Consider the following 25,505-nt stretch of genomic DNA (forward strand, 5'->3'; position numbering starts at 1 on the left):
TTTATGCAAATTTGTTGATTTTTTTAACAAATTCATGAATTCTGGAAGACAAAGATTCATCTACACTAACTAAAGGCAAACGCACGGTATTATCGGCAATTCCTAGCGATTGAAAAACCTCTTTAATTCCTGCCGGATTACCTTGCTCAAAAATCATATCAATACTATCAGCTAATAAGTATTGTGTTTTAAATGCTTCATCTACTTTTCTATTCAAGCCTAATCGGATCATTTCAGAAAATTCCTTTGGAAAACCTTGCCCAATTACTGATATAACACCTGCCCCTCCTGCCAAAACCATTGGCAAAGCAATCATATCATCGCCAGAAATCACTAGAAATCCTTCAGGCTTGTCTTTCAACAATTGCATCGCTTGAACGATATCGCCCGCCGCTTCTTTGATTGCAACGACATTTTTAAAATCATTAGCCAAGCGTAAAACCGTTTTTGGCAACATATTACTGGATGTTCTTCCTGGAACATTATATAAAATTACCGGAATAGGCGAAGCTTCTGCTACCGCTTTAAAATGCTGATAAATTCCCTCCTGCGTAGGCTTATTATAATATGGAGAAACTGAAAGAATAGCAACAAACTGAGATAAATCTCTTGTTTTAAGTTCCTCAACAACCTTAAGAGTATTATTCCCTCCAACTCCCAACACTAATGGCAACCTTCCTTTATTGACATCGATTACCGTTTTGATAACCAATTCTTTTTCCTCTTGCGACAAAGTAGCATTCTCTGCTGTTGTGCCAAGAACTACAAGATATTCAATTCCACCATCGACAGAATAATTAATGATCCTCTCTAAGGCTTCGGTATCTATTGAAAAATCTTTTTTAAATGGCGTTACCAAAGCAACACCCGTACCAATTAATGATTGCATGTTTATTATCTATTTTGTTTAATTTTCTTTAAATACCGGAACAATTCACTAGTAAAAACGCGGTAATCTTCCGTGTGAGCACTAATAATCAAATGATTCAATCTTTTATCTATGGTCGCAAAACCCGCTTTGAATTTTGCATTAGAACGATGGGTAATTAACTTTAATATCGGCTTCTGAACCTCATAATAACTAATCAACAAATCAAATTCTTCTTTGATAAAATCATTTACCGCAACACTTGTTATCTCTGCATTCCAAGTTAACTCTTTGGAGCTAAAAAAAACTCCCGAATCTTTTTGACTTTTACTTAACTTATCTTTGTAAATTATTATCTTAATATTTTCCTCTATAATCCCATTGCTTACCAACTCTTTTACCAAAGCTTCTCTCTTCAAAAAATAGCTTTCATCAACCAGTAATCCCACGGTTTTTATGGCACTGACAAGTCTAGTACTTTTTACATCATAAAAAATATTTTTTAATTTTCTTTTTAAGAAAAAACCTTTTATATAATTTAAAAACATACTAATTTTACCGGTTAACAAAATTAATTAATAAAGTCTCATTATAAATGGTAAATCTAAAAAAGTATAGCGGTTTTTTAAAACTTTTTGTTATATTCTTAACACTTTTTTTTGCTCTTTCCTGTAACAAACAAATTCTTCATGTTAGCCAGATTGAAGGTAAGCTTATTCCTATTAGCGACACCTTACAACAACCTTCTGAAATTGAGAATTTTATCAAACCATACCGAGAACACATCAATAAAGATCTAAATAGCGTACTAGCCTATTGTCCCGAAACGCTTGACAAAAGAACAGGAACATGGCAAACTAAAATTGGTAATCTCCTTTCTGATGTAACGCTCGATTTAGGAAATCGCGTATTCAAAAGTAGAGAAAATAAAAATATTGACATTTGCCTACTAAATAGTGGCGGAATTCGCTCTGTACTTCCAAAAGGAAATATAACTGCCCGTAATGCTTTTGAAATTATGCCTTTTGAAAACAGCCTAGTAGTTATTGCTTTGAAAGGGGAACAAATTAAAGAACTGGTTGATTATTTTATTGCCGAAAAAAAACCACATCCCCTATCCGGTATGAGCTTTACCATTGATAAAAATAATGCCGCCAAAAGCATCATGATACAAGGAAAAGCACTTGACAAAGAGAAAATATACTATGTAGCAACTAATGACTATTTATCTAATGGAGGAGATAATATGACTTTCTTTGCCAAAGGAGTGCAGAAATTTGATCTAAATTACAAACTTCGAGATATTCTTATTGATTACTTCAAAGAGGTAGACACCATTCCAGCACCGAATGATATTAGAATCATAGTAGAATAGTTTAAAAAAAACAACTCGCCTGAGCAGCAATGAAAACTTTCTTTTTGCAAAATTTAATTCAAAAAAGATTTTACTGAATTTCATTTGTAAAAAAAAAAGCAAAAATAGCTCCCTAATACTTTGTCAATCACAACAGTAAATTGGATAAAAAAGACACAAGATGAAAAGAAGAGATTTTATAGAAAAAACAGCAGCCGGAACCACTTTAGTAGGTCTGGGCTTATCAATGAGTAGTTTCAAATCTTTGGATACAAAACAACTCACTATTTTACACACAAATGACGTCCATAGCTATATTGATCCTTTTCCAGCCGATCATCCCAGAAATCCGAACATGGGAGGTGTTGTAAAAAGAGCTCAATTAATTGAAGCTATTCGAAAAGAAAACTCAAATATATTACTGCTTGATGCCGGCGATATTTTTCAAGGTACTCCTTATTTTAACTATTATGGTGGAGAACTGGAGTTCAAACTAATGAGTATGATGGGCTATGATGCTTCAACGATAGGAAACCATGACTTTGACAATGGTCTTCAAGGATTGCATGCACAACTACCCCATGCCAGCTTTGATTTTATTTCGGCCAATTATGATTTCAAAAATACCATTTTAGCTCCGTTTGTAAAACCCTATAAAATTTTCAATAAAAACGGAATTAAAGTTGGCGTATTTGGTCTAGGAGTAGAACTTAACGGATTAGTCGACAAGAAAATGTACGAGGAAACAGTATACAATGATCCCGTGGAAACCGCTCAAGATATGGTTCGTATATTGAAAAAAGAAGAGAAATGCGACCTAATAATTTGTCTTTCGCACCTTGGTTACAACTATAAAAATGAACCCAATAAAATTTGCGACTTGAAATTGGCAGCAACAACCAAAGACATAGACATGATTATTGGTGGACACACCCATACTTTTCTGGATAAACCAACGGTAGTTAAGAACCTTGACAACAGAGAAGTTCTAGTAAATCAAGTAGGATGCTATGGCATTAATTTGGGGAGAATCGATGTGTTTTTTGATTCTGATAAAAATAAAACACACCAAGGAAGATCAATTGTCGTTTAGTACAACTTCTTCGTTAGCATTTGCTTTTTCGGCATCAACAACAAAGCGGTAAAAAGCATAATAAACAGCCGCATTCAATACCATCGCCAATGGCCTAAAAGCTATTGGCGCTAAATTTGAAAGGTAATATTTCTCGATAAAAACAATAAAATATTGAGTAACAGAAAGCAATCCAAAAATTAATAGCCAGAAATTCATCCTATTATAATTCATCACATATTCAGATAAAGCCAATCCTCCAATTATTGAAATTAATATGTTTTGAATGATCAAAACCCAATAACTCTCCTGCTGTATTCCATTGGAAATAGATAATAAATAGAAAAAAACAAACAAAAAAGGAACAATAGCAATAAATAAGGGAATAAAATCTTTAAGCTTTATTAACCGAACAACATAGGCAATTAAAAATATTCGATGCACCAAAAAAACGATTAATCCGATAAATAAAAAACTTTCCGTATTGGGAATAAAAAAGAGATTTGTTATTAATGACAAGCAAAGCACTAGAAAAAACATAGATTCTCTTACTCTGGATGCATTCCAGTAAAGCACCATCACCCCTATTGACAATAAAGGCTTGAAAATAAACACCAATTCTCTACTTGAAAAAAACTCTGCAGTAAGTTCCACCGCTACAATGATAAAAAACATCGCAGTAAGCCATTTTCCTAAATTAGTCTTATCCTTAATTACCATATTCAACGGTTTTATACTCACTCCAGTAACTTCATAAATTCAATTTCAGAAATAATAGGAATATTAAGTTTACTTGCTTTTTCTAATTTTGCCGGTCCCATATTATCACCTGCTACTACATAATCTGTTTTGGCAGAAATTGAACTCCCTATCTTTCCACCATTATCTTCGATAGCTTTTTTCAAATCATCCCTTGAGAATTTTTCAAAAACACCGGAAACTACAAAAACTTTTCCAGCGAGTCTATCTGTTGCATTTGGATTGATCTTTTCCACAATCTCAAATTGAACACCATATGCTTTCAATCTATCAATAATATTTCTGTTTTCTTGATTTTCAAAAAACTCAATTACACTTTGAGCAATTCGTTCACCAATTTCATCAACCAGAACTAAATCCATCAGTGTAGCCTGACTCAATGCATCGATATTTTTATAATGTTTAGCCAATTTCTTAGCAACTGTTTCACCCACATATCGGATTCCAAGTGCATACAAAACGCGCTCAAAAGGAATTTTCTTCGAATTTTCGACTCCTTTAACTAAATTTTCGGCTGATTTTTGCGCCATTCTTTCCAAAGGCCGTATTTGATCTACAGTCAAATCATATAAATCGGCATAATTCTGAACCAAATGATTATTATAAAGTAAAGCTACTGTTTCTCCGCCAAGCCCTTCGATATCCATAGCTTTTCTGGAAATAAAATGCTGAATTCTTCCGATAATCTGAGGCGGACAACCATAAAAATTAGGACAGTAATGATTGGCTTCACCTTCGTTACGAACCAACAAAGTATGACATTCCGGACAATGCGTAATATATTTTGTAGGTTCTGAGTCTTCTGGACGCTTGGTCAAATCAACAGCTATGATTTTAGGAATGATCTCGCCACCTTTTTCTACAAACACAGTATCCCCAACACGAATATCTAATTTTTCTATTTGGTCAGCATTATGCAAAGAAGCCCGCTTTACAATAGTTCCAGCCAATTGCACCGCTTCCAGATTAGCCACCGGAGTAATCGCTCCGGTTCTTCCCACCTGATAAGAAATCGAATTCAACCTGGTAGAAACCTGTTCTGATTTGAATTTATAAGCCATTGCCCAACGAGGCGATTTAGCCGTATACCCCAATTCATCCTGATATTGCAAACGATTCACTTTTACCACCACTCCATCTGTTTCATAAGGCAATTCATGACGATGAACATCCCAATAGTCTATAAATTCAAAGACTTCCTGCAAATTATGAGCAAGTTTAGCCTCAATAGGAACCTTAAAGCCCCATTTTCTAGCTACTTCTAATCCTTCAAATTGAGAAGTAAAAGGCAATTTATTCCCTATCAAAAAATACAAAAGACAATCCAAAGGCCTTTTAGCCACTTCAGCACTATCTTGCAACTTCAAACTCCCTGAAGCTGTATTCCTCGGATTAGAATAGGGCGTTTCGCCAATTTCGATCAATTCCTGATTCATTTTTTCGAAACCGGCAAAAGGCAAAATGATTTCGCCACGAGCATCAAATTTATCGGGAAAACTACCTTTTAATTGCAACGGAATTGACCGTATCGTTTTGATATTAGTAGTCACATCATCCCCTTGAAAACCATCACCACGAGTAATGGCGCGAACTAATTTCCCGTTCTCATAAGTAATACTGATTGAAGCACCGTCGTATTTTAATTCGCAAGTATATTCCAAGGGAACTTCTCCCAACACTTTCTGAATGCGTTTTTCCCACTCTACCAAATCTTCCTTAGAATAGGAATTATCCAATGAATACATGCGATATTCATGAGGAATTGTTTTAAAATTCTTTGTAATTGTTCCTCCCACACGTTGGGTAGGCGAGTTAGAATCAAAATATTCTGGGTACTTACTTTCTAAATCTTGAAGTTGTTTCAATTTTATATCAAACTCATAATCTGATATAACAGGATGATCCAAAACGTAATAATTATAATTATGAAGATTGAGTTCTTCCCTTAATGTTTGGATGGTATTTTGAATATCCATAAAAATAAATTGGCTACTTTAGTATTTAAAAAAGAGTACTAAAATAGCCAATTTAAAATAAATATCATTGAAATTAAGATTCAATAATTGAATTTATTTGTTTGTATAATTGCCCGTCACTTAAAAAAGCCCCTTGCTGTATCAATTCGAAAATAGAACTATTCCGTTCCTCGGTAAACATTTTTTTTCCGGTCTTCATTTCGATAGTTTCGGTAAACATATTATCACTAAGCCATTGCAAGCCTTCTTTGGTCAAAAAATCGACCTCAGGAACCAATGATTTCAAAACTATAGAATGAACATGCGTATCAAAGCTTTGAAACAAAAAAATATGGTTTTTAGAAAAATGTTCTAAATATTCCGCTCTTGACAATACGCCTTCCCAAATTAAATCGGAAAAAACATCTAATTCTTGCTCTGCAACCTCAGGTTTCTCAGCTTTTATTTTATCCCACTCCGCTTTATCAATAGCCTGAGTAGCCAAAAAGTTAGTAAATTCAGGGCTTAATTCCTCAAATTGTTCTTTTGTTAATCTGCTGTATTTCATATTACTTTACTGTTTTGGAATTCGGATTGAATTATTTTAAAACCCAATAGTTCATTATTCGTATTTCTTATCCTATTTGAAAAATCAATAGCATCAAATTGGTTTTGTTTTTTTTTAAAGAAAAAAGGCCGTCCCTTTTGAGACAGCCTTTTTTATTATTAAAAATTGCGAATAATTACAATTATTCAGCGATAATCTCGTAAGCTAATTCAACTATTACATCTCTGTGTAATCTCACGCTTGCAGAATATTTTCCTGTACGTTTAACGATTCCAGAAGTAATAAATTTTCTGTCAATTACTTGACCACCTTTTGCCAAAGCTTCAGCGATATCAATATTCGTGATTGAACCGAATAATTTCTCTCCACCTGCTTTTGCAGCAATTTTAATCTCGATAGCTTTCAAAGCTTCTGCCAATGCTTTTGCATCTGCAACCACTTTAGCTTCTTTATGAGCTCTTTGCTTTAGGTTTTCAGCTAATACTTTCTTTGCAGAAGAAGTAGCTAATTGAGCAAATCCTTGTGGGATTAAGTAATTACGACCGTATCCGTTTTTCACAGTTACTACATCGTCTTTAAAACCTAAATTTTGAACGTCTTGTTTTAAAATCAATTCCATGTTGTTGTCCTTTGTAATAGAAGTTAGGTTTCATGTTTCAGAAAACCAACAACTGTTAATTTTTAATTATTTTAATAAATCGGCCACATAAGGCATTAAAGCTAAGTGACGAGCTCTTTTAACAGCAACTGAAACTTTTCTTTGGTATTTCAATGAAGTTCCTGTTAAACGACGAGGAAGAATCTTTCCTTGTTCATTTACAAATTTCAATAAGAAATCAGCATCTTTATAATCAATATATTTGATACCTGATTTTTTGAAACGACAGTACTTTTTAGTTTTGTTAGTTTCTATGTTTAAAGGAGTAAGATATCTGATATCTCCGTCTTTTTTTCCTGAAGCAGATTGTTGTAATGTTGCCATGATAATTAAGCTTTTTGAGATTTAAGTTTCGCTCTTCTTCTTTCAGCCCAAGAGATAGCATGTTTGTCAAGACTTACAGTTAAGAAACGCATAACTCTTTCGTCACGTCTAAATTCAGTTTCAAAAGCAATTAAAACTTCTCCTGATACTTTGAATTCGAACAAATGGTAAAAACCAGATTTTTTGTTTTGGATTTCGTAAGCCATTTTTTTCAGACCCCAATCCTCTTTCGATACCATTTCTGCTCCTCTACTAGTAAGAAAATCTTCAAATTTGCTTACTGTTTCCTTCACCTGAACATCAGATAAAACGGGATTTAAAATGAAAACAGTTTCATAATGATTCATAAATATGTATTTATTTGTTATTTTGGCTGCAAAAGTAAGCAATTTTTCCGAACTAGCAAGCAGAATCTCACTTTATTCGTTGTACAACAAAAAAAACCGATGAAAATTAGTTTTTTTCAAAATTACACCCTATATTTACTTTACCAAATCCTTAAATGTAGTAATTATGAAACTAAATTGTGTTGTTGTAGATGACAGTTCCATTCAAAGGATGATCATTGCAAAGTTAGTTAATAATCATCCAAACTTACATCTAATAGGTGATTTTTCCAATGCTATTGAAGCAAAAAGTTGTATGTCTATTCATACTGTCGATTTGATTTTCTTAGATATTGAAATGCCCGTTATCAGTGGTTTTGATTTTTTGGATGGTTTAAAAGTCAAACCCCAAATTATTTTTGTTACATCAAAAGCTGAGTATGCCCTTAAAGCTTTTGATTATGATGCCACAGACTATCTTCAAAAACCGATTGCTCTGGATCGATTCAATGCTTCTGTCAGAAGAGCAGTAGATCAATACCTATATAAAAATGACAATCGAGAAGAAGAAGGCGAACACATTTTTATCAAAAGTAATTTGAAAAAATTAAAAGTATTTACTTCTAAAATCAAATGGATTGAAGCTTTTGGAGATTACGTAAGAGTAGTTACTGAGGACGATAGCAATCTGGTTCTTTCTACGATGAAATCATTTGAAAATGATTTATCAAAAAAGAAATTTGTGAGAGTACACAAGTCTTATATAATTAATATTGACAAAGTGGAACGTTTCAACAGTAAATTTGCAGAAATAGGAATCACTAAAATTCCATTAAGCAGAAACAAAAAAGAAGATTTAGTAAAAGCACTTTCTTATGGGTAAAAAAACTACTTTTTAATAAAAATCAACATTTACAGAAACTTTTATAGCTCTATATTGAGCTACAGCATCAAAACTATTCAACATTTTCTGAATAGTTTTTTTTGTACCTGCCACCGAAGAACTTTGCGGAATTTTTATCAATATCGTTCTTATGTATTCATTCCTAATTCTATTGATCCCCGGTTCCTCAGGCCCCAATACCGGAATATTCAAATTTTGACTCATCACCTGGTACAACCAAGTAGCGCCTTCTTTAAGCTTTTCAAAATCACGATGCTTTAAGGTTACTTTTATTATCCTGAAATAAGGCGGGTATTTATAAATTTGCCTGTCATACAACTGTTCCTTATACATTCCCAAATAATCGTTATTCGTAACTTGCTGAATCGTATTATGATTTGGATTATACGTTTGTATAATTACCTTTCCTCTTTTTTCCGAACGTCCAGACCGCCCAGAGACCTGTGTCATCATTTGAAAGCTTCTTTCAAAAGCCCTAAAATCCGGATGAAACAACATATTATCAGCATTCATTATACCTACTAAACTTACATTATCAAAATCCAATCCTTTGGCCAACATTTGGGTTCCCACTAAAATATCGATTTCCTTATTTTTAAAACTATCAATAATTTTTTCAAAACCAAATTTACCACGTGTGGTATCCTGATCCATTCTCCCTATTTTATGAGCAGGAAAAAGCGTAACTAATTCTTGTTGAATCTGTTCCGTCCCAAAGCCTTTAGTTGTCAAATCAACACTTGAACAACTATGGCAATGCGTAGGTTTTGCAATAGAATACCCACAATAATGGCAACGCAATTGATTTTTATGTTTGTGATACGTCAAACTCACATCACATTGCTGGCATTGCGGAACATGACCACAAGTCATACATTCTAACAAAGGCGAATAACCCCTCCTATTTTGAAATAAAATCACTTGTTCGCCCAAAGACAAAGCACTACCGATTTCTTCTATTAAAACATCACTAAAATGTCCGGTCATTTTTTTTCGGAAATACTTATCTTTTAAGTCTACCAATTCAATTTCCGGCATCATCACATTACCATAGCGCTTGGTGATTTCAACCAGTCCGTACTTTTCAGATTTAGCGTTAAAAAAAGTCTCAATACTTGGCGTTGCGGACCCCAACAAAACTTTTGCTTTATAGAAATTAGCCAACACAATCGCTGCATCTCGGGCATGATAGCGTGGCGCAGGATCCACTTGTTTGAAAGTTTGCTCGTGTTCCTCATCAACAATTAGCAATCCTAAATTAGAAAAAGGCAAAAACAAGGCTGATCGCGCTCCAATAACAATTTGAGCCTTTTCGGAATTTTTCAAAACCTGATTCCAGACTTCAATTCGTTCGTTATTATTATATTTCGAGTGGAAAACAGCCACTTTGTTCCCAAAATAAGCACTCAATCTCCCCACTAATTGAGTCGTCAGCGCAATTTCAGGCAACAGATACAAAACTTGTTTTCCCGTAGCGAGATATTCTTCTATCAACTTGATGTAAATCTCGGTTTTCCCACTCGAAGTCACTCCATGTAAAAGACAAACCTCTTTTTGCGCAAAACTATTTTTAATTTCCATAAAAGCTAGTTGCTGTGCTTCACTCAATAGCAATTGTTTTTCCCCTTTTTTTCCTGAAAAATCAACTCGATCATGCTGTACAAAATATTCTTCAAATATTTCTTTATCTATTAATGCTCTTACGATTGCCGAAGACGAATTTGCAGCTTCTACCAATTTTTTCACTGTAACTGGCTTCTTATCTGTAGCCCTTAATTGAAAATAAGACAACACAATTTCCTTTTGCTTGTTGGCGCTTTTAAGTGTTTCCAATAATTCTCCTAACCCTTGATCTGATTGGTATTTAGAATACAAACGGACGTATCGTACTAATTTTGGCTTATAGCTTTCTTGCATTTCTTCCTGTAAAACCAATATGTTTTTGTCTATCAGTTTTTGGATAACCGGAAAAATATTTTTCTTGTTTAAAATAGAAATAATCTCCTGAACTTTCAGTGAAGTCTGGAGTTGTAAGGCTTGATAAATCAGATATTCATCATCAGAAAGCAGACTTTCATCCACAAAAACATCTGCTTTTTGAGAAATTAAAGTTTCATTTTCCAACAATAACGTACTAGGCATTGCACCGCGATATACATCTCCAATGGCGCACATATAATAGGAAGCAATCCATTGCCAGTGGGCAATTTGAATTTCGGTTACAATGGGTGTTTCATCCAGAATCTGATGAATTTCCCTAGCTTCATATAAAGTAGGCTTGTTTTGATGAACTTCAATTACTAATGCGGTATAGATTTTACTTTTACCAAAAGGAACTGCAAGACGCATTCCTTTTTTGATATAATAGTACTCTGTTTCAGAAATACTATAAGTAAATGTTTTGGCAAGAGAAAGAGGTAAAATTACTTCGACAAAATGCATTATAAACTTTAGGTTGCAACTAGCACATTAGCCAGCTGGATTAAATGGCAAATTAGGATACAGATCCCAAATCTAAAACTAAGAACTCCAAACATCAAATACTAGCTCTTTAGTCTGTACCAGTATTGTGTTCTTCCTAATAATGAAAAGCCAATATATCCTCTAACTTTAAGTTTATCATTGCCTTCAAGAGCAATAAAACATTTGTACATTTTACCGTTCTTAGGATCCAAAATCTTCCCTCCGCCGTATTCAGCGCCATCTTTAGATAATCCTTTTATAACTGTAATTCCAAGTATAGGCTTCTTAGCATCTTCTCCAGGACAATCTTTACAAAGATCATTCTTATGTTCTGAATCCAGAATATCAATCACTTTACCGTAAATTTTTCCTGATTTTTCGTAAATCTCTACGATAGATTTGGCTTTACCGGTTTCGTCATCAATAGTTTTCCACTTTCCGAGAACACTTTTATTTTGCGCATAAAATAGCGTTGTAACTAACAACAATCCAACGGTAATGATTTTTTTCATGGTTTTATTTTTTTTTAAACCTTCTATTAAGTAGCATCTCTAACTTTAGTACAGCTACCAACATATAGCCGGAAATACAAGATTCAGCGAAGCTTAACAGCTCCTTATTTTTATCAAATTTAATATAAAAAATATAGAACTTTTCAATTTTATCAAATATTCTTTTTTTTTCTTTTCAAGTTGTTTATCGTGGCGTTCAATTCAAAACCCAGTAATAAAATCATACAATTGATCCAGATATAAAACATAACAATCAACAATGTCCCAATGGAACCGTAAAGCTGGTTGTATTGCGAAAACCGTATGACCCAGATTCCAAAAAAATAGGAAATAATCAGAGTGAAAATTGTTGAAAAAACGGAACCTATTGAAATGAAAGACCTGCTTTTATCGTGTTTGGTTCCAAACTTAAAAAGAACCGATGTAGTGATTAAAATCATTAAAATTAGAAAGCCGTAGCGACTCAAAACAATCAATGGAATTTGTTCACTGAGCAACTCATGAGCAGTTAATTTTTGGATAAAAACCTCAAATACAACAATGATAGCTACGGTAAGAATCAGTAAGAAAGACAATACCAGAGACATACCTACTGCTACAAAATATTGATGAAAAAAGCCTCTTTTCACAAGTACGTGCCGTGAAGTCTCAAAACCTCCCAAAATGGAGTTCAATCCGTTAGCCATTAAAAAAATAGACAGCAAAAAACCGGACGAAAGCAAACCGGAATGACTGTTATGCAGAATATCATTGATAATATTCTCAATGGCATAATACGTATTAGGCGGTACTCCTTCGGAAACAAATTTTAAAAAATCCTGCTGAAAGCCTTCTATGGGAATATAAGGAATCAGATTCAAAATAAAAAGTGCAAAAGGAAATAACGCCATAAAAAAACTGAAAGCAATAGCTCCTGCCCGGTTTGACAAAGCTCCTTCGGCAATACCGATAACATACAATTCTAACAAATCATAGAGAGACAAACCCTCTAACCAACTTAATTTAACCCTTTTTAAAAAACGGACTAAACTACGCAATATTGGGATTTTCTCTATTCTTTGCTCTATTTCTTGGCTCATAAATAGTACCGTTGTAGACTAAATTGCTTTCAAACTCAAATCCATGTTATAAATTGAATGCGTCAAAGCACCCGATGATATGTAATTCACCCCACATTCCGCATACTTCCGCAGAGTTTCTTCATTGATGTTACCCGAAGATTCCGTTAAGGATTTGTCACCAATAAAAGCCACGGCTTCTCTGGTCATTTCATAATCAAAATTATCCAACAGGATTCTGTACACTCCGCCACAGCCAACAATTTCTTTGACTTCATCCATATTTCTGGCTTCCACGATAATTTTCAAATCCCGATTATTTTCTTTTAGATAAGCTTTGGTTTTAGCGATGGCCAAAGTGATTCCGCCGGCAAAATCGATATGATTGTCTTTGAGCATTACCATATCATACAAGGCAAAGCGATGATTCTCCCCTCCGCCCAGTTTCACTGCCCATTTCTCGGCAACGCGAAAACCAGGAGTTGTTTTACGGGTATCCAAAATTTTAGTTTGAGTTCCTTCAAGCAATTTTACATAACTATTCGTTTTAGTAGCAATAGCCGACATGCGCTGCATCGAGTTCAACACCATGCGCTCCGCTTTAAGAATGGACTGCGAACTGCCCGATACATGAAACACCACATCGCCAAATTTTACAGGACTGCCGTCTGCTATAAAAGTTTCGATGATTAAATCTGGGTCTACATAATGGAATATCATTTTGGCAAATTCGACACCGGCAATAATCCCTTCGTCTTTAACTAAAAGTTTTGCCTTTCCTTGTGCCGAAATCGGTATACAAGCCAACGAACTATGATCGCCATCACCCACATCTTCACGGATGGCATTTGCTATAAGTATCTTTAATTCGTTTTGAAATTGTGCTTCACTAATCATTTTTATAGGAAATTTATATAGCGCTAAAGTAGCACATATTTTGTGGAATTGAAAATTTGTTTCTTTATCGATTGGGGAAATAGTTATTTTGTCTGGCTCTGACTCTGCTAATTTTTCAGCTATCGGTTTTTATTTTTTTTAAAACATAAACTGGTAGGTACTATCCTGTTATTCGAAAAATATATTCTATTTTCGACTTTTTGTTTTTAGTTATACCAACATAAAAATTAGAAATTCAATCCGAAAACTAATAACCAATCATAAATCAATTATTTTAAAATGAAATTACTCTTTCGCCATGCTTTTTTAATTTTGACTTTACAGCTGCTTTCGTTACAAACCCATGCCATGGCAAACAAAAAGGGAGCCGACAACGGCAATGCGGAGCCAACTATAGCGTCAAAAACGATTAAAGTAACTCTGGATTCTTCCTTTCCAAGAATAATTCAATACAATTGGATTGCAAACGGAGCCGTTCTTTACGGACAAGAAGATCAATTATCACAAGTGCTCATTAACGGGACACTTTACAAGCCGAAAACGACATTTTCTCTAGAAAAAAACACGGCAAACTATGTCTTGGAAATTCCTGAAATCAAAGTTTCGGTAAAAATTCAGATTAAAGTACTTGCCAATATCGTTGAATTTAATGTAACCCAAATCACAGAAAACGGCACTTTCAAAGTCAGTACTTTTGAAATCCCAAACCATAATCTGGTTTCTGTAAGGAGTTCTCAGGCAGAGGCTTCTTTTGCCGGGGCAAAAATGTTCACCGCCGTAAAAGGAACCGGAGACGAATTTTTACCGCTTAAAGCGGCAATGGCGAAAGACAGCATCGCAAAAAATTATTTATATGGTATTGTCAACACAGCGCAATTAGCGGCAAGTATCTGGAGCAATTCCGTTACCGAAAAAAACGATGACACTAGAGTTCAAAAACAGACTGTTGTAACAAAAGACTATGCCCGCACCGGAATATGGAGTGGTTCCTGGATTTACCGTGCCAAAGGAATGAAAACTACAGATCCGCTTCCTGTGGCCAAAATTGTTATTACTAATGACGCAAACGGAGACCAAAAAGTAGACTGGCAGGACGGAGCAATCGCTTTTAGAACTATCATGAACAACCCTTTGGGCAGTGATAAAATCAAAGATTGGGTTGTACAGCGCATTCCAATGAACTTTGGCAGCCAGGCAACCAATCCTTTTACCAAAACATTGGACGAAACCAAAAGGATTTTTCTCAACACCGATGGTTTAGGCCAATATGTAATCCTAAAAGGATACGGATCCGAAGGACATGACTCCAAACATCCTGATTATGGAGACATTGGAAAAAGGCAAGGCGGCGCCAAAGACATGGAGATGCTTTGCAAGCAAGCCATTAAGTACAATGCTTTTATGGGCGTACATATCAACGCAACGGAATCCTATCCTGAAGCCGAGGCTTTTAACGACTCATTGATAGACAAAACAAAAAAAGGTTGGGATTGGCTTGATCCTTCCTATTATATCAACAAACGCTATGATGCCAGTTCCAATAACAGGATGCTTAGACTTAAATCACTAAAGGATCAGGTGCCTTCATTGGCTTTTATCTATTGCGATGTTTGGTATGCCAAAGGAAGTTGGGACAGCCGAAAATTAGGCCGAGAAATACATTCTTTGGGCTTGACATTGACAACCGAATTCCCTAATGATCACGAGTACGACGCTATTTGGAATCACTGGGCCGTTGATTACAATTACGGAGGAAAAGACATCAAAGGATTCAACAGTCAAATTGTGCGATTCATTCGCAATCACCAAAAAGACACTTGGATTGCCAGACATCCTTTGTTAGGCGGGACTGAAATGGATGACTTTGAAGGTTGGCAAGGAAGAAACAATATCGATAATACCATCGAAATGACTTTCGGCACTGGATTACCAACAAAATATTTGCAACATTTTCCAATCCTTAAATGGGAAGAAAACGCCATTTCTCTTGACAAAAATGTAAACGTAAGTTTAATTTCAGGCAAAAGAACCATTAACAAAGACGGCAGAACGGTACTAAATGGCGATAGCTACCTTTTACCTTGGAATCCTTATACCGAAGAAAAATTATATCATTGGAATAAAGCCGGAGGAACAACCACTTGGGAATTACCAAAAAGTTGGGGGAATTTAAAAACGGTTCAATTGTATAAACTCAACGATCAAGGAAGAGAATTTGTACAGGAAATTGAGTTAAAAAACGGTCAACTTATAATAGAAGCTGATCCAAAAACACCTTATGTTTTATACAAAAAGAAAACTGCTTCCAATATCGTGGCCAATTTTGGAGAAGGAACTTTTATAAAAGATCCGGGGTTCAACAGCGGAAACTTAAAAAACTGGAAAGTAGATGGCAACGGAGCCGCTGTGGTTCGCAGTAAAATTGGTCAATACGAACTTGAAATTAACGGTACAACTCCGGTAACGATAAGTCAAACCATTAGCGGATTAACGGCCGGTACTTACTATGCTTCTGTATATGTTTCCACAAGTTCTGACCGAAGAGCCTATCTGGGCGTTAACAATTACGGAGGACAGGAAGTAAGCACTTATGCCAACAACTCTTTGTGGAAAAACTATATTTCAGCCGATTCGAAGCACGATACCAACATGCAACGTATGTATGTATTTTTTAAAGTTCCTCAAGGACAAACCACTGCGAATTTATTCCTTCGTGCAGAAGCAGGGACTTCACAAGTTCTGTTTGACGATATTCGTGTGGCTCCGATATCCCAAACTGCTAAACCGGCAAATGTATTTTTTGCGGAAAACTTTGAAAATATTCCTGACGGATTGTATCCTTTTATCAAAGGGCCTTCGGGAGGCGTAAATGACCCTAGAACCCATTTAGCCGAATTGCATGCTCCTTATACCCAAAAAGGATGGAATGAAAAACCAATTGACGATGTAATCAACGGAAAATGGTCACTGAAAGCCCACGGCGAAGAACAGGGACTTTTGCTTCAAACGATTCCGCAAACCGTTCGATTCAAAGCCGGTAAAACCTATACTGTAACTTTTAACTATGAAGCATCCGGTGCCGATTATGCCTTAGTAATGGGTGACGGAACCGTTAGCAAAATAGCTGTTGCTATCAATGCAGCAAACACGCCAACCCAAACTTCTTTCAGTTTCCTGGGATCTGAAAGTGGAAATTCATGGTTCGGAATCGAAAAACTGAACGGTGAACAATCTGACTTTGTTTTAGATGATTTAGTTATCATGGAGAATTAATTGAGTGACCATTTAAAAAAATCATCACATAAATAAAGGAACTTACACACTTTGTTCTTTAAACCTTAAAAGCAAGCTCGTTCTGATGAGCTTGCTTTTTTTTATCCCAAATCAAGATTTTTTTTAGTCTGTATTTTCTATTACATTTACTCCCAATTTAATTCAAATGCCAACTTTTGAAGAATTATTTCAGATTTTGTTTACTGAAAACAGCAACCCAATTGAAAAGTTGAAACCGCTTTGAAAAATACCTTTTTGATAAAAAAGACATTATGAGAATAATTTATACGCTTCTTTTTTCAGCAGTACTGCATCTGGGTTACGCCCAATCTCCCAGCCTATATTTGGAAAAAATCAGAGACAACGAAGCAGCTCTGACGGCTTTTTTTTCGCAAATGCCAAAAGGTGGCGACTTACACCATCATTTTAGCGGTTCCATCTATGCCGAACCTATCTTGCAAGATGCCATCAATGACGATTTTTACCTGAATACCGCAACTATGGAAGTGCTCAAGGAAAAACCATCGAGCGGAAACTGGGAGCTTTTTTCCAGCCTGCGAAATAAAGGTCAACTTGATTTTTACAAACAGCAAATAATGGAAAAATGGTCTGTGAAAGATTACAATCATGTGAGCTATCCTTCAGACAAATTGTTTTTTGAATCTTTTGGAAAATTTAGTCCCGCAATTGAAGGGCATTTTGGAGAAGGATTATTGGAACTAAAAAACAGGGCTATTAGCGAAAATCTGAGCTATATTGAAACCCAACTATCGACAATTCCTTGCGACATTAATACTACTGACTTATCTGACTTCAATATAAAATTAAGAGAATTAGCCGCTAAAAAAGATGAAAAAGGCATCAAAGCGCTTCTTGATTCTCTTTACGCCACTTTATTGAAAAGAGAAGCCGCAAAATACGCCGAAGATTTTAATGACAATTTTGTTAGCAAAATGCATCAGGAACTAAAGATTGACGACGCCCGTTTTACGATGCGTTATCAAAATTTTGTGTTGCGATTTATGGAACCGGTAGATTTATTTAAAAACTTAATGATTGCCTTCATCTCGGCCGATACCAGTCCGCTTATGGCAGGCGTAAATATCGTGTCTCCGGAAGATGGCGAAACTTCGATGAAAGATTATTGGTTGCACATGCTGATGTTTAAATACTGCAGCGGTCGTTTTCCAAATGTAAAATATGCGATGCATGCCGGCGAACTAACCTTGGGACTGGTACAGCCCGAAGATTTAACTTGGCACATTCATGAAGCGGTTCATACGGCCGGCGCAAACCGCATTGGTCACGGAGTAGATATCGCTTACGAAAATAAATCTTACGAATTGTTGCGCCATATGGCAAAGAATGACATTCCGGTAGAAATTAATTTGGTCAGCAATGAATTCATTTTGAAGGTAAAAGAAAACCGTCACCCTATCTCTTTGTACAGAGCTTTTAATGTTCCTATTGTCATCAGTACCGATGATGCCGGAATATTAAGAACTAACATGACCGAACAATATGTTTTATTGGCCAAGAGATACAAAGACGTAACTTATGAAGAGATCAAAAAATACGTTTACAACAGCATCAACTATAGTTTTATCAAAGACAAATCAGTCAAAAAACAACTATTGAAAGATTTGGATTCCCGTTTTAAGACTTTTGAAGCTAATTTCCCTTTAAAATAATCCAATGAACATCAAGCTCATCGCCATAGGCAAAACCGACAATAAAGCACTGCAGTCGTTAATAGATGATTATACCAAACGCTTGTCTTTTTATATCAAATTTGATTTGGAAATTATTCCTGACATCAAGAATGTAAAAAACTTATCCGAAAGCCAACAAAAAGAAAAAGAAGGCGAATTGATTTTAGCAAAAATAACGCCTACCGACCAACTTATTTTATTGGACGAAAACGGCAAAAATTTCTCCAGCGTAGGTTTCTCCGAAGAATTACAAAAGAAGATGAATTCAGGAATCAAAACCCTCGTATTTGTTATTGGCGGCCCTTATGGATTCTCGGATACGGTTTACGCCAAAGCACAAGGAAAAATTTCACTTTCGCTGATGACATTCTCCCACCAAATGGTGCGATTGTTTTTTATCGAACAATTGTATCGCGGGTTTACCATTTTAAGAAATGAACCGTATCATCATCAGTAAAAAAGTGTTCAGCGTTCAGTCCCGAAAGCTTTCGGGAGCAGTATTCAGTCATTGCGAAATACAAAACTATCTCTTAATAGATAAATTCTTCGTTAGTCAAATTCAATTCCGGCATCGGAAATTTTAAAGTTTCGATTAAAATTTTATCTTGAATATAATTTTCGTAGGGCAAATTTTCAGCAAAGCAAAAAAAGAATTTATTTGATTTGTCAGTTGATAAGCTGTCTAAATAATTTTGAATTTTTTCTCTTTTTACTGAAATATTATTTACCAAAATTTCATTGTTTTTATCAAAAAAGATAACTACTCCGAACTTCGGTTTTCCCGTTTTATAATACACATTCGTAAAAGGAATGAAGGCCAGATTCTTTCCAATACTATCAGCATAGGCATAATAATTTTCGGCCTTTTCATTTTTATGGGCTTTCTCTTTTCGCTTTTTCTCTTGCAATTTAATGACTTCAGGAATCACGATTCGCAAAGGCAGACGCTTATCAATATTTAGAATCCAATTGGTTGTAATGATGCTGTTATTCCTGTTGACTTCTGCCAAGGTATCTTTGTCTTTTGTTCTGAAAAAAATATAGATTGGCGAATGATCCACCACCTCACTGACAACAGTTCTATCGGATTTTGCTAATAATATATCCTCTTTATTTCCGCAAGAAAACAATAAAAAAACAATCGCTAAACTTAAATATTTCATTTTACACATTCATTTTATTCCACAATTGAACACATTCCACCGCTTCTTTCACATCGTGAACTCTAAGAATTGATGCACCTTTAGTCAAAGCAATAGTATTTAAAAAAGTTGTCCCGTTCAAGGCTTCTTCGGGATTGGAATTTAAAACTTTATATATCATCGATTTTCTTGATATTCCAACCAGCAAGGGTAATTCCAACATTTGAAACAATTCCATTTTTTGCATCACTTCAAAATTCTGTTCTAGAGTTTTGGCAAAACCAAAACCGGGATCGATAATCAAATCATTAATGCCAAGACTTCTTGCTTTATTGATTTTTTCAGAAAAATAAAAAAGCATTTCTTTGATGATATCATCATAATGAGTCATGCTTTGCATTGTTTGCGGAGTACCGCGCATGTGCATCATAATGTAAGGAACATTGTACTTGGCAATCACTTCAAACATCTTGTCATCCAGATTTCCTGCCGCAATATCGTTAATTAACGCTGCTCCATTTTCAATGCAGGCTTTGGCCACTTCGCTCCTAAAAGTATCAATTGACAGCAAGGCTTCGGGAAAATTTTTCAAGATCAATTGAACCACAGGAACAATCCGCTCTATTTCTTCTTTTTCAGAAACAAACTCAGCGCTGGGTTTGCTCGAATAAGCGCCTATATCTATAAAAGTAGCGCCCTCGGCTAACATTTTTTCTACTCGGGCTAAGATTTCATTCTCGAGATTGTATTTCCCTCCATCAAAAAAGGAGTTGGGCGTCACATTCAAAATTCCCATTATTTTAGGAATTGACAAATTGATTAATTGTCCTTTGCAGTTAATTGTCATTCTTTTTTATTCTTTAGGCTTATTTATCGTTTCTTGATCAGCAATCGTTTTCTAAACGCTGTAAGCTCGAAAACGGCTATATTCAACAATCTTTGAACTTCCACTTTCTTTCCAAAAAAAATATGCTATTTTTGAAGAAATTTTAGACAAATATACATCAATAATGAATAATACTTCTCAAGAATATGATAATGTAATAACGACTTGTCGTTCCCTTTTTATCAATAAAATGAAAGATTATGGCAGTGCTTGGCGCATATTGAGATTGCCTTCGCTGACGGATCAAATTTTCATAAAAGCACAAAGAATCAGAAGCCTTCAAGAAAATGAAATCAGAAAAGTAGACGAAGACGAGTCTGGCGAATTCATTGGAATCATCAACTATTCGATTATGGCTTTGATTCAATTGGAACTTGGCGTAGCAGATCAACCGGATTTGAACGTCGAAAAAGCAACTGAATTGTATGATGCCAAAATAAAGCTGACCAAAGACTTGATGGAAGCCAAAAATCATGATTATGGCGAAGCTTGGCGCGAAATGCGCGTAAGTTCTCTAACTGATCTGATTCTGCAAAAACTGCTTCGTGTCAAACAAATAGAAGACAATAAAGGAAAAACAATCGTTTCTGAAGGCATAGATGCCAATTACCAAGACATGATTAATTACTCCATTTTTGCATTGATATTAATGGGATTTACTAAATAAAAATTTAAAATAAACATGAAAAATATAATTACCCAATTTTCGCGATTGTTCGTTGGATTACTGTTTATTATTTCGGGATTAATAAAACTAAATGATCCGGTAGGATTCTCCTATAAACTGGCCGAATATTTTAGTGAACCCGTTTTCAACCTGCCGTTTTTAGTTCCGTTTTCTTTGGCTTTAGCCTTGTTTTTAGTGATTCTGGAAGTGGTTTTAGGGGTTATGTTATTAATTGGTTACAAGTCTAAAATTACAATATGGAGCTTATTAATTTTAATTGTTCTGTTCACCTTTTTGACCTTCTATTCCGCTTACTTTGATGTGGTAAAAGACTGCGGTTGTTTTGGTGACGCCTTGAAATTAACTCCTTGGCAATCCTTTACTAAGGATATTATTCTATTGTTCTTCATTATTATTTTATTCCTTAATCAAAAATTGGTAAAACCATTATTTCAAAATAAGGTTCAAAATCTAATCGCTTACATAACCATCATTTTATGCATGTTTATGGCCGTTTGGGTTCTTAATCATTTGCCTCTAATTGATTTCAGACCGTATAAAGTAGGTTCCAATATCCAAAAAGGAATGGAAATTCCTGAAGGCGCGCCAAAATCGGTCGTGGAAATGCTCTTTATTTACAATGTGAACGGAGTAAACAAAGAATTTTCTGAAAAAGATTTAATGAATATTCCTGAAGGAGCCACCTTTGTAGACCGTAAAGACAAAGTCATTAGCGAAGGCTACGTTCCTCCCATTCATGATTTCACAATGGTAAAAGACGGTTCTGATTATAAAGACGAGTTATTATTGGAACCTAAATTATTAATGGTAGTCGCTTATGATTTGACACTTTCCGAAAAAGACGGTATGTCGAAAATGGAAAAATTAAACCAAGAAGCCAAGGCCAAAGGATATAAAGTAATAGGTATGACCAATTCCTCAGAAGAAGAAATTGAAAAAACAAAGAAAAAATACGGTCTTACATTTGATTTCTACAGCTGCGATGCCATCACTTTAAAAACAATTGAAAGATCCAATCCTAGCATTGTACTTCTTGAAAAAGGAACCATAAAACAAAAAGTGCATTACAACGACATCAAAGATTTGAAATTGTAAAAACAGAAAAGGTTTCAAGTTTCGAAATAGTTGAAACTTGAAACCTTTTTTTAGAAACAAAAAAGGGAAAAGATCTTTCTTTTATCTAAATGCTATCTGAATCCCAAAAGACATAAAACAGTTCCAAAATCAAAACACACTCCTTAATTTATTAACTATAACGTTATCATTTTTTGATTTTCAAATTCTGCTTTCAAAAATCATTAAATAGCTTTATCCCATTCCATTTGTTTGTTTAACTTTACTGAAATTATACTAAAAATGAAAAAATTAATCGCTTTACTGGTCGTTTTAACAACATTTTCTTGTTCCAACACAAATGCTCAAAAAACTGCTTTTTCTAAAGAAGCATTGTCCGAAAAATTATTAGCCCTTGATAATGGTCAAGTTGCATTTAAAGATATATTAAAAAAATACAAAGGAAAAACTTTAGTGATCGAAGTTTGGGCTTCCTGGTGTGGTGATTGTGTAAAAGCAATGCCGAAAGTAAAAGAACTGCAAGCTAATAATCCTGATGTCTCTTATTTATTTATCTCTATGGATAAAACGGCTGACAAATGGAGAGCAGGAATCGAAAAATACCAGATCGAAGGAGATCATTTTATGGCAAACGACCAAATGAAAGGCGTATTTGCCAAGGCTATCGATGTCGATTGGATTCCGAGATACATCATTGTAGACAAAAAAGGTAAAATTGTGCTTTACCGCGCCATAGAAACTGATTTTGACAAAATCAATGAGACCCTATCTAAATTAAAATAAAAAACTAATAAAGAATATCTAAATATAACCGAACTGAAAATGAGAAAAAAGATAGTAGCAGGAAACTGGAAAATGCATAAAAATGCGGAACAAACTGAAGATTTATTGAACGAATTGATAGCCAAAATACCTACAGATACAGAAACACAAGTAATCGTAGCTCCTACTTTCGTTAATTTGGCCTCAGCGGTAGCGCACTTAGAATTCACAAACATAAACGTTGCTGCCCAAAATATGCATCAAGCAGAAGCAGGTGCTTATACTGGCGAAATTTCGGCTGACATGTTACAAAATGTAGGTGTAAACACTGTAATCCTTGGACATTCAGAACGCAGAGCTATTTTCAATGAAACTGATGCTTTAATTGCCAGTAAAGTAGATACCGCCTTAGAACATGACATGACTGTTATTTTTTGTTTTGGAGAAGAATTGAAAGACCGTCAATCTGCCAATCATTTCAATGTAGTGGAAAACCAATTAAAAGACGGATTATTTCATACTAAAGAATCTGACTGGGGAAATATTGTTTTGGCCTACGAACCAGTTTGGGCAATTGGAACGGGAGAAACTGCTTCTCCTGAACAAGCTCAAGAAATGCATGAATTCATCAGAGAAATTGTACGTAAAAACTATGGTAAAGAAGTGGCTGAAGAAGTATCAATCCTTTATGGTGGAAGCGTAAAACCGGAAAATGCCAAAGAAATTTTCTCTAAAGCTGATGTAGACGGTGGTCTTATTGGTGGTGCTGCCCTAAAAGCAGATGATTTTGCCGCTATTGTCAATGCAATCTAACAATCCGAATAAATATATAAAAAAGCGGTAAAATAGTATTTACCGCTTTTTTTATTTTTATAATATTCCATAAAAGAGAAATACTACCTTTGCAAAAAAAATAAACATGTCAAATATTTATATTGGTTATCATTTCAACATAGAACCAAAAGAACTGGGTTCAGAGATATTAATAGCCGAATTAGGCGAAACCGCTTTTGAAAGTTTTACAGAAACTGAAACCGGTATTTCGGCTTTTGTTCAAAAAGATTTGTGGGACGAAGCCATTTTGGAAAACATCCATATTTTGAAATCCGAAGAATTTAAAATTGATTATACTTTCGAAGAAATCGATCAAGTCAACTGGAATGAGGAATGGGAGAAGAATTTTGAACCTATCGATGTAGATGGAAACTGTCATGTTCGTGCTCCTTTTCACCCTAAAACTGATGCAGAATTCGATATCGTAATCGAGCCTAAAATGAGTTTTGGAACAGGACACCACGAGACCACTCACATGATGATCCAGCATTTATTGGAAATCGATGTTCGAGGCATGAAAACACTCGATATGGGATGCGGAACGGCAATTTTGGCTATTCTTGCCGAAATGAAAGGAGCTCAACCTATTGATGCCATTGATATCGACAACTGGTGTTATCTGAATTCGATTGAGAATGCTGAGCGCAACAACTGCAAGCACATTAGCGTTTATGAAGGCGAAGCTTCTTTATTGAAAGACAAAAAATACGATTTGATTATTGCCAACATCAACAGAAACATTTTGTTGAATGATATGCAAAGTTATGTCGATTGCTTGAATCCAAAAGGAATTCTGCTTTTAAGCGGTTTTTATGTAGAAGATATTCCATTTATCGAAGCTTCTTGTGTTGAAAAAGGCTTAACTTATGTTAAAAAATTTGAAAGGAATAACTGGGTTTCCTTAAAATTCGTAAATTAGTATCACTATTGTAAGCAATTACAAATCAACAAGAAAGACCTTAAAAGACAATCCTAGTTACTTTCGAAAAATTAAATGCATTAATGAAGACCATAAATTCCCTTTTGAATCAATACAAAAGTTTGTGTTTTGTATTTTTAAAAAACGAAGAGTCAACTGTATTTTTATTTAACCCCAAAATTAATTAAAAATGAGCACTAAAGTAAAAATAAGAGAGAGAGTCAGCGTAAAAGAAGTAACATCTATAAACAACGAAATCATAGTTTACAATGATGATGTGAATACTTTTGACCATGTAATTGACACCTTAATGCGGGTATGCGATCATACTCCTGAGCAAGCGGAACAATGCTCGTTAATTGTACATTACAACGGGAAATGTACGGTGAAAACCGGTCCTTTGGACAAATTGAAACCGCAATGCATCCAATTGCTCGAAGCAGGATTGAGTGCTGAGATTATTTAATCCGCAAAAACGCACTTTACAAATTATTTTT

General features: G+C 34.9%; 26 protein-coding genes. 12 read left to right on the forward strand and 14 right to left on the reverse strand.

Features of this window, described 5'->3' with window-relative positions; translation table 11 throughout:
- Position 1: 1 nt before the first annotated feature.
- Complete coding sequence (gene dapA, locus BUB25_RS12070) at positions 2 to 889, reverse strand: 4-hydroxy-tetrahydrodipicolinate synthase (protein WP_072944682.1); 888 nt, start codon at positions 887 to 889, stop codon at positions 2 to 4.
- 5 nt (positions 890 to 894) lie between these two features.
- Positions 895 to 1,416, reverse strand: coding sequence for a DUF6913 domain-containing protein (locus tag BUB25_RS12075; RefSeq protein ID WP_072944684.1), 522 nt, complete (start codon positions 1,414 to 1,416; stop codon positions 895 to 897).
- 47 nt (positions 1,417 to 1,463) lie between these two features.
- Here BUB25_RS12075 and BUB25_RS12080 point away from each other — a divergent pair, with 47 nt between their 5' ends.
- Together BUB25_RS12080 and BUB25_RS12085 are read left to right on the forward strand one after the other, a co-directional pair.
- On the forward strand, positions 1,464 to 2,243 hold the full coding sequence (locus BUB25_RS12080) for a 5'-nucleotidase C-terminal domain-containing protein (RefSeq protein WP_072944686.1): 780 nt from the start codon (positions 1,464 to 1,466) through the stop codon (positions 2,241 to 2,243).
- Between the two features lie 160 nt (positions 2,244 to 2,403).
- Positions 2,404 to 3,315, forward strand: coding sequence for a bifunctional metallophosphatase/5'-nucleotidase (locus tag BUB25_RS12085; RefSeq protein ID WP_072944688.1), 912 nt, complete (start codon positions 2,404 to 2,406; stop codon positions 3,313 to 3,315).
- On the opposite strand, the gene BUB25_RS12090 is transcribed toward BUB25_RS12085, so the two are convergent.
- The 6 genes from BUB25_RS12090 to rpsF form a co-directional block, all read right to left on the reverse strand.
- Positions 3,301 to 4,014, reverse strand: coding sequence for a hypothetical protein (locus BUB25_RS12090; protein WP_072944690.1), 714 nt, complete (start codon positions 4,012 to 4,014; stop codon positions 3,301 to 3,303). The genes BUB25_RS12085 and BUB25_RS12090 overlap by 15 nt on opposite strands.
- 17 nt (positions 4,015 to 4,031) lie before the next feature.
- Positions 4,032 to 6,029, reverse strand: coding sequence for an NAD-dependent DNA ligase LigA (gene ligA, locus BUB25_RS12095; protein ID WP_072944692.1), 1,998 nt, complete (start codon positions 6,027 to 6,029; stop codon positions 4,032 to 4,034).
- A gap of 73 nt (positions 6,030 to 6,102) precedes the next feature.
- Complete coding sequence (locus BUB25_RS12100) at positions 6,103 to 6,576, reverse strand: DUF6495 family protein (RefSeq protein ID WP_072944695.1); 474 nt, start codon at positions 6,574 to 6,576, stop codon at positions 6,103 to 6,105.
- A 181-nt stretch (positions 6,577 to 6,757) separates the two neighbouring features.
- Positions 6,758 to 7,195 carry a 50S ribosomal protein L9 gene (gene rplI, locus BUB25_RS12105; protein ID WP_072944697.1) on the reverse strand — a complete coding sequence of 146 codons (438 nt, stop codon included), beginning with the start codon at positions 7,193 to 7,195 and terminating at the stop codon, positions 6,758 to 6,760.
- A 66-nt stretch (positions 7,196 to 7,261) separates the two neighbouring features.
- Complete coding sequence (rpsR, locus tag BUB25_RS12110) at positions 7,262 to 7,558, reverse strand: 30S ribosomal protein S18 (RefSeq protein ID WP_007138295.1); 297 nt, start codon at positions 7,556 to 7,558, stop codon at positions 7,262 to 7,264.
- 5 nt (positions 7,559 to 7,563) lie between these two features.
- Positions 7,564 to 7,905 (reverse strand): 30S ribosomal protein S6, encoded by a 342-nt coding sequence (gene rpsF / locus BUB25_RS12115; protein WP_072944700.1) that lies wholly within the window; start codon positions 7,903 to 7,905, stop codon positions 7,564 to 7,566.
- A 166-nt stretch (positions 7,906 to 8,071) separates the two neighbouring features.
- On the opposite strand from rpsF, the gene BUB25_RS12120 reads away from it, so the two are divergent.
- Entirely contained in the window at positions 8,072 to 8,767 is a 696-nt protein-coding gene (locus tag BUB25_RS12120; protein WP_072944702.1) for a LytR/AlgR family response regulator transcription factor, read from the forward strand.
- A gap of 12 nt (positions 8,768 to 8,779) precedes the next feature.
- Here the strand turns inward: BUB25_RS12120 and priA are convergent, their stop codons facing one another.
- The 4 genes from priA to nadC form a co-directional block, all read right to left on the reverse strand.
- Positions 8,780 to 11,230, reverse strand: coding sequence for a replication restart helicase PriA (priA, locus tag BUB25_RS12125; protein ID WP_072944704.1), 2,451 nt, complete (start codon positions 11,228 to 11,230; stop codon positions 8,780 to 8,782).
- 101 nt (positions 11,231 to 11,331) lie between these two features.
- Entirely contained in the window at positions 11,332 to 11,763 is a 432-nt protein-coding gene (locus BUB25_RS12130) for a DUF2147 domain-containing protein (protein ID WP_072944706.1), read from the reverse strand.
- A 152-nt stretch (positions 11,764 to 11,915) separates the two neighbouring features.
- Positions 11,916 to 12,842, reverse strand: a complete 927-nt coding sequence (locus tag BUB25_RS12135) for a YihY/virulence factor BrkB family protein (RefSeq protein WP_072944708.1) — start codon at positions 12,840 to 12,842, stop codon at positions 11,916 to 11,918.
- Between the two features lie 18 nt (positions 12,843 to 12,860).
- Positions 12,861 to 13,718 carry a carboxylating nicotinate-nucleotide diphosphorylase gene (gene nadC, locus BUB25_RS12140; protein WP_072944710.1) on the reverse strand — a complete coding sequence of 286 codons (858 nt, stop codon included), beginning with the start codon at positions 13,716 to 13,718 and terminating at the stop codon, positions 12,861 to 12,863.
- Between the two features lie 279 nt (positions 13,719 to 13,997).
- On the opposite strand from nadC, the gene BUB25_RS12145 reads away from it, so the two are divergent.
- From BUB25_RS12145 to rlmH, 3 genes are all read left to right on the forward strand, one after another.
- Positions 13,998 to 16,991 carry an endo-alpha-N-acetylgalactosaminidase family protein gene (locus BUB25_RS12145; RefSeq protein ID WP_072944712.1) on the forward strand — a complete coding sequence of 998 codons (2,994 nt, stop codon included), beginning with the start codon at positions 13,998 to 14,000 and terminating at the stop codon, positions 16,989 to 16,991.
- Between the two features lie 272 nt (positions 16,992 to 17,263).
- Positions 17,264 to 18,682 (forward strand): amidohydrolase family protein, encoded by a 1,419-nt coding sequence (locus BUB25_RS12150; protein ID WP_072944714.1) that lies wholly within the window; start codon positions 17,264 to 17,266, stop codon positions 18,680 to 18,682.
- A 4-nt stretch (positions 18,683 to 18,686) separates the two neighbouring features.
- On the forward strand, positions 18,687 to 19,160 hold the full coding sequence (gene rlmH / locus BUB25_RS12155; protein ID WP_072944716.1) for a 23S rRNA (pseudouridine(1915)-N(3))-methyltransferase RlmH: 474 nt from the start codon (positions 18,687 to 18,689) through the stop codon (positions 19,158 to 19,160).
- 73 nt (positions 19,161 to 19,233) lie between these two features.
- Here rlmH and BUB25_RS12160 read toward each other — a convergent pair whose 3' ends face one another.
- Together BUB25_RS12160 and folP are read right to left on the reverse strand one after the other, a co-directional pair.
- Entirely contained in the window at positions 19,234 to 19,866 is a 633-nt protein-coding gene (locus tag BUB25_RS12160; protein WP_072944718.1) for a hypothetical protein, read from the reverse strand.
- A 1-nt stretch (position 19,867) separates the two neighbouring features.
- Positions 19,868 to 20,692 carry a dihydropteroate synthase gene (gene folP / locus BUB25_RS12165; protein ID WP_072944720.1) on the reverse strand — a complete coding sequence of 275 codons (825 nt, stop codon included), beginning with the start codon at positions 20,690 to 20,692 and terminating at the stop codon, positions 19,868 to 19,870.
- Positions 20,693 to 20,855: 163 nt separating this feature from the next.
- Between folP and BUB25_RS12170 the strand changes: the two genes are divergently transcribed.
- The 6 genes from BUB25_RS12170 to BUB25_RS12195 all read left to right on the forward strand — a co-directional run bounded on the left by BUB25_RS12170 (position 20,856) and on the right by BUB25_RS12195 (position 25,474).
- Entirely contained in the window at positions 20,856 to 21,398 is a 543-nt protein-coding gene (locus BUB25_RS12170) for a DUF1599 domain-containing protein (RefSeq protein WP_072944722.1), read from the forward strand.
- A 15-nt stretch (positions 21,399 to 21,413) separates the two neighbouring features.
- Positions 21,414 to 22,514: a BT_3928 family protein gene (locus BUB25_RS12175; RefSeq protein ID WP_072944724.1), complete on the forward strand. Its 1,101-nt coding sequence runs from the start codon at positions 21,414 to 21,416 to the stop codon at positions 22,512 to 22,514.
- 261 nt (positions 22,515 to 22,775) lie between these two features.
- Positions 22,776 to 23,276 carry a TlpA family protein disulfide reductase gene (locus BUB25_RS12180; RefSeq protein WP_072944726.1) on the forward strand — a complete coding sequence of 167 codons (501 nt, stop codon included), beginning with the start codon at positions 22,776 to 22,778 and terminating at the stop codon, positions 23,274 to 23,276.
- 39 nt (positions 23,277 to 23,315) lie between these two features.
- On the forward strand, positions 23,316 to 24,068 hold the full coding sequence (gene tpiA / locus BUB25_RS12185; RefSeq protein WP_072944728.1) for a triose-phosphate isomerase: 753 nt from the start codon (positions 23,316 to 23,318) through the stop codon (positions 24,066 to 24,068).
- 106 nt (positions 24,069 to 24,174) lie between these two features.
- Positions 24,175 to 25,008 carry a 50S ribosomal protein L11 methyltransferase gene (gene prmA / locus BUB25_RS12190; protein ID WP_072944730.1) on the forward strand — a complete coding sequence of 278 codons (834 nt, stop codon included), beginning with the start codon at positions 24,175 to 24,177 and terminating at the stop codon, positions 25,006 to 25,008.
- A gap of 190 nt (positions 25,009 to 25,198) precedes the next feature.
- Complete coding sequence (locus BUB25_RS12195; RefSeq protein WP_072944732.1) at positions 25,199 to 25,474, forward strand: ATP-dependent Clp protease adaptor ClpS; 276 nt, start codon at positions 25,199 to 25,201, stop codon at positions 25,472 to 25,474.
- Positions 25,475 to 25,505: the final 31 nt, after the last annotated feature.

This window comes from Flavobacterium granuli, assembly GCF_900129705.1.
In the GTDB taxonomy this organism is placed as follows: Bacteria; Bacteroidota; Bacteroidia; order Flavobacteriales; family Flavobacteriaceae; genus Flavobacterium; species Flavobacterium granuli.

Coding starts and splice junctions, on each gene's coding strand:
- BUB25_RS12130 (WP_072944706.1), bottom strand. CDS start 11,763: ATGAAAAAAATCATTACCGTTGGATTGTTGTTAGTTACAACGCTATTT.
- BUB25_RS12145 (WP_072944712.1), top strand. CDS start 13,998: ATGAAATTACTCTTTCGCCATGCTTTTTTAATTTTGACTTTACAGCTG.
- BUB25_RS12075 (WP_072944684.1), bottom strand. CDS start 1,416: ATGTTTTTAAATTATATAAAAGGTTTTTTCTTAAAAAGAAAATTAAAA.
- tpiA (WP_072944728.1), top strand. CDS start 23,316: ATGAGAAAAAAGATAGTAGCAGGAAACTGGAAAATGCATAAAAATGCG.
- BUB25_RS12160 (WP_072944718.1), bottom strand. CDS start 19,866: ATGAAATATTTAAGTTTAGCGATTGTTTTTTTATTGTTTTCTTGCGGA.
- BUB25_RS12175 (WP_072944724.1), top strand. CDS start 21,414: ATGAAAAATATAATTACCCAATTTTCGCGATTGTTCGTTGGATTACTG.
- BUB25_RS12120 (WP_072944702.1), top strand. CDS start 8,072: ATGAAACTAAATTGTGTTGTTGTAGATGACAGTTCCATTCAAAGGATG.
- BUB25_RS12135 (WP_072944708.1), bottom strand. CDS start 12,842: ATGAGCCAAGAAATAGAGCAAAGAATAGAGAAAATCCCAATATTGCGT.
- BUB25_RS12195 (WP_072944732.1), top strand. CDS start 25,199: ATGAGCACTAAAGTAAAAATAAGAGAGAGAGTCAGCGTAAAAGAAGTA.
- ligA (WP_072944692.1), bottom strand. CDS start 6,029: ATGGATATTCAAAATACCATCCAAACATTAAGGGAAGAACTCAATCTT.
- BUB25_RS12150 (WP_072944714.1), top strand. CDS start 17,264: ATGAGAATAATTTATACGCTTCTTTTTTCAGCAGTACTGCATCTGGGT.
- dapA (WP_072944682.1), bottom strand. CDS start 889: ATGCAATCATTAATTGGTACGGGTGTTGCTTTGGTAACGCCATTTAAA.
- BUB25_RS12100 (WP_072944695.1), bottom strand. CDS start 6,576: ATGAAATACAGCAGATTAACAAAAGAACAATTTGAGGAATTAAGCCCT.
- BUB25_RS12085 (WP_072944688.1), top strand. CDS start 2,404: ATGAAAAGAAGAGATTTTATAGAAAAAACAGCAGCCGGAACCACTTTA.
- BUB25_RS12170 (WP_072944722.1), top strand. CDS start 20,856: ATGAATAATACTTCTCAAGAATATGATAATGTAATAACGACTTGTCGT.
- nadC (WP_072944710.1), bottom strand. CDS start 13,718: ATGATTAGTGAAGCACAATTTCAAAACGAATTAAAGATACTTATAGCA.
- rpsF (WP_072944700.1), bottom strand. CDS start 7,905: ATGAATCATTATGAAACTGTTTTCATTTTAAATCCCGTTTTATCTGAT.
- priA (WP_072944704.1), bottom strand. CDS start 11,230: ATGCATTTTGTCGAAGTAATTTTACCTCTTTCTCTTGCCAAAACATTT.
- folP (WP_072944720.1), bottom strand. CDS start 20,692: ATGACAATTAACTGCAAAGGACAATTAATCAATTTGTCAATTCCTAAA.
- BUB25_RS12180 (WP_072944726.1), top strand. CDS start 22,776: ATGAAAAAATTAATCGCTTTACTGGTCGTTTTAACAACATTTTCTTGT.
- BUB25_RS12080 (WP_072944686.1), top strand. CDS start 1,464: ATGGTAAATCTAAAAAAGTATAGCGGTTTTTTAAAACTTTTTGTTATA.
- rplI (WP_072944697.1), bottom strand. CDS start 7,195: ATGGAATTGATTTTAAAACAAGACGTTCAAAATTTAGGTTTTAAAGAC.
- BUB25_RS12090 (WP_072944690.1), bottom strand. CDS start 4,014: ATGGTAATTAAGGATAAGACTAATTTAGGAAAATGGCTTACTGCGATG.
- prmA (WP_072944730.1), top strand. CDS start 24,175: ATGTCAAATATTTATATTGGTTATCATTTCAACATAGAACCAAAAGAA.
- rpsR (WP_007138295.1), bottom strand. CDS start 7,558: ATGGCAACATTACAACAATCTGCTTCAGGAAAAAAAGACGGAGATATC.
- rlmH (WP_072944716.1), top strand. CDS start 18,687: ATGAACATCAAGCTCATCGCCATAGGCAAAACCGACAATAAAGCACTG.